The organism is Clostridia bacterium (assembly GCA_019683875.1).
Lineage (GTDB): Bacteria > Bacillota > Sulfobacillia > RBS10-35 > Bu92 > Bu92.
Genome location: JADGHN010000187.1, coordinates 1 through 2,493, shown reverse-complemented (window position 1 = coordinate 2,493; position 2,493 = coordinate 1). Strand labels below are relative to the sequence as shown.

Below are 2,493 nucleotides of genomic sequence, written 5' to 3'. Positions count from 1 at the left end.
CGGCGCGCAGGAAGTGGCGGCATCCAAGATGCAGGGCTTCAATGGCGCCATGCAGGCGTTCAGAAACGCCATGGAGACGCTTCTGACCACCGTGGGCCAGCGCCTCCTGCCGCCCGTCACGGCGTTCATCCAGCGCCTGACGGACCTGATCAACCGGTTCGGCGAGCTTCCCGCGCCGGTCCAGAACGTCGTCCTGGGGTTCCTGGGGCTCGCGGCGGCCGTTGGGCCGCTCCTGATCGTCCTGGGCACCCTGGCCGGCAGCATCGGGAACATAATCGAACTCAACGAGCTGTTAAACGGCAAGCTCGTTGCCCTTGGCGCCCGCTTCCTGGCACTCGCCGGCCCAGTCGGGCTGGTCGCGATTGCAATCGGGGCCGCAGCCTACGAGATCATCAAGAACTGGGACTCGATCGGGCCATTCTTCGAGAATTTGTGGAACGGCATCCGGCAGAGCCTGGCGAACTTCTGGGCGTGGCTCCGGGGCTTCCTTGCCACGTGGGGACCGGCAATCCTGGCGGTGCTCGCGCCGTTCATCGGCGTGCCTCTACTGATTGCGCAGCATTGGGAGCAGATCCGGACGTTCATCGTGAACCTCTGGAGCTCGCTCTCGTCCTGGCTCAAAACCGCGGCCCAGGACGTGGCGAACGCCGTGGTCGCGGCGTTCCGGTGGCTCTATGAGCACAACTACTACTTTCAGGACCTGGTTGACGCCATCCGCCATGCGTGGGCGGTCGTAAGCAGTGTCACAAGTGCTGTGTGGGGCAGCATCCGGTCCTGGCTGCTGGGTGAGTGGAGCGCGATCCGAAGCGCCGCGCAGTCGGTGTTCAACGCGATCCACTCGGCCATCGGCGGCGCCTGGAACGCGGTGCGAAGCGTCACCTCCTCGGTGTGGAACGCCATCGCCTCGACGGTCTCCTCGGCCTGGAACTCGCTCCGCAGCGCCATCGCGGGAGCGGCGACCAGCATCGTCGCGGCGGCTGAAGGGCCGTTCAACCGCATCCGGTCCTTCGTCTCGGGGCTGATCCAGGAGGCCTACTCGTGGGGCCGGAACCTGATCCACAGCATCGTCCGCGGCATTGAAAGCATGGCTGACTCCGTCGCCTCGGCGGCGAGCAACGTGGCCCATGCCATCTGGCGATTCCTCGGCTTCCACTCGCCGGCGGAAGAAGGCCCGGGCAGCGAGGCCGACCAGTGGGGCCCGAACCTCGTCCGGACGTTCGCTGAAGGCATTCGGGCGAGTGCCCCTCTCGTGCAGGCGGCGGTGGCGGACCTCATCACGCCGGTCGCCGCGGCGTTCTCGCAGCCGGTGGGGCAGATGATCCTGTCTATGCCGGCTGCCTCTCTTGCTGCGGCGGCTGCGCCGTCGGCCGCGCCAATGCCGAGCCAGCCTGGGGCGCCGCCGCGGCCAGGTCAGGTCAACATCGTGGTCGAACTCGACGGTCGCACGATCGCCCGCGCCATCGGCCAGCCACTCGTTGAGGAGATCCGGCTGAGGGCTGGGGCCCGCATCTAGGAGGCGATCCTGGTGCGCGTCTACGTCGGCCGCCAGCAGGTGCAGATCAAAAAGTACAGCCTGCGCATCACCGAGGCCATTGAAGAGCGCTCCACGTGCGAGTTCGTCGTCTGGGACGAGGCCGGCTCCATGCACTTCACAAAGGGCCAGCCGGTGCGCGTGGAGACGGACGACGGCGCCCTGGCCTTCGCCGGATTTGTGAACGACGTGACGGAGCAGAAGCTGGCGCCGGGCGACTACCGCCTCTGGCACACGGTCCGCTGCGTCGACATGCACTACCTGGCCGATAAGCGGATCGTCTCGGAGTCGTACACCGACACCACGGCCGGCGACATCGTCCGGGACCTCATCGCCAAGTACCTCGGCGCCGAGGGCGTGCAAGCCACCGCCGAGAGCGTTCAGGAGGGTCCGACGATTCACAGCACCGTGCTCAACTACGTCCCGGCGTCGCAGGCGCTGGACGCGCTCGCGCAGGCGGCCGGGTTCACGTGGTGGATCGGCTATGACCGCGTGCTCTGGTTCTGCGACCGAACCGCGGTCCAGGCTCCGTATGCCGCCGACAACTCCATCGCGCGGCGCGGGTCCGTGACGCTTCAGGTGACGGCGGACCTGTACCGCAACCGGCAGTACGTCCGGGGAGGCCAGGCCGTCACCGACCCGCAGACGGAGGTCCGGGTAGGGGACGGCTCCACGAGGTCCTTCGCGCTCGGCTTCCCGCTGGCCGAGGAGCCGACGATCCTGGTCAACGGCCAGCCGCAGACGGTCGGCATCAAGGGCGTCGACACGGGCCGGCAGTGGTTCTGGAACAAGGGCGACGCCGTCATCACTCAGGACGATTCCGTGCCGCCTCTCACGGCCTCGGACACGCTTCAGGTCACGTACCGGGGCCTTTTCAACATCATCGTGCTGTCTCAAGACGACGCCGCGATCATTGACCGCCAGAACGTCGAGGGCGGCGGCACGGGAATGGTGGAGGACAT

The 2,493-nt window shown here is 67.2% G+C and carries 2 protein-coding genes; both read left to right on the top strand.

Annotation, left to right across the window (positions count from 1 at the left end; genetic code table 11):
- On the top strand, positions 1 to 1,513 hold a 1,513-nt coding region (locus IRZ18_09730), incomplete at its 5' end, for a phage tail tape measure protein (GenBank protein ID MBX5477384.1).
- Between the two features lie 12 nt (positions 1,514 to 1,525).
- On the top strand, positions 1,526 to 2,493 hold a 968-nt coding region (locus IRZ18_09725), incomplete at its 3' end, for a hypothetical protein (GenBank protein MBX5477383.1).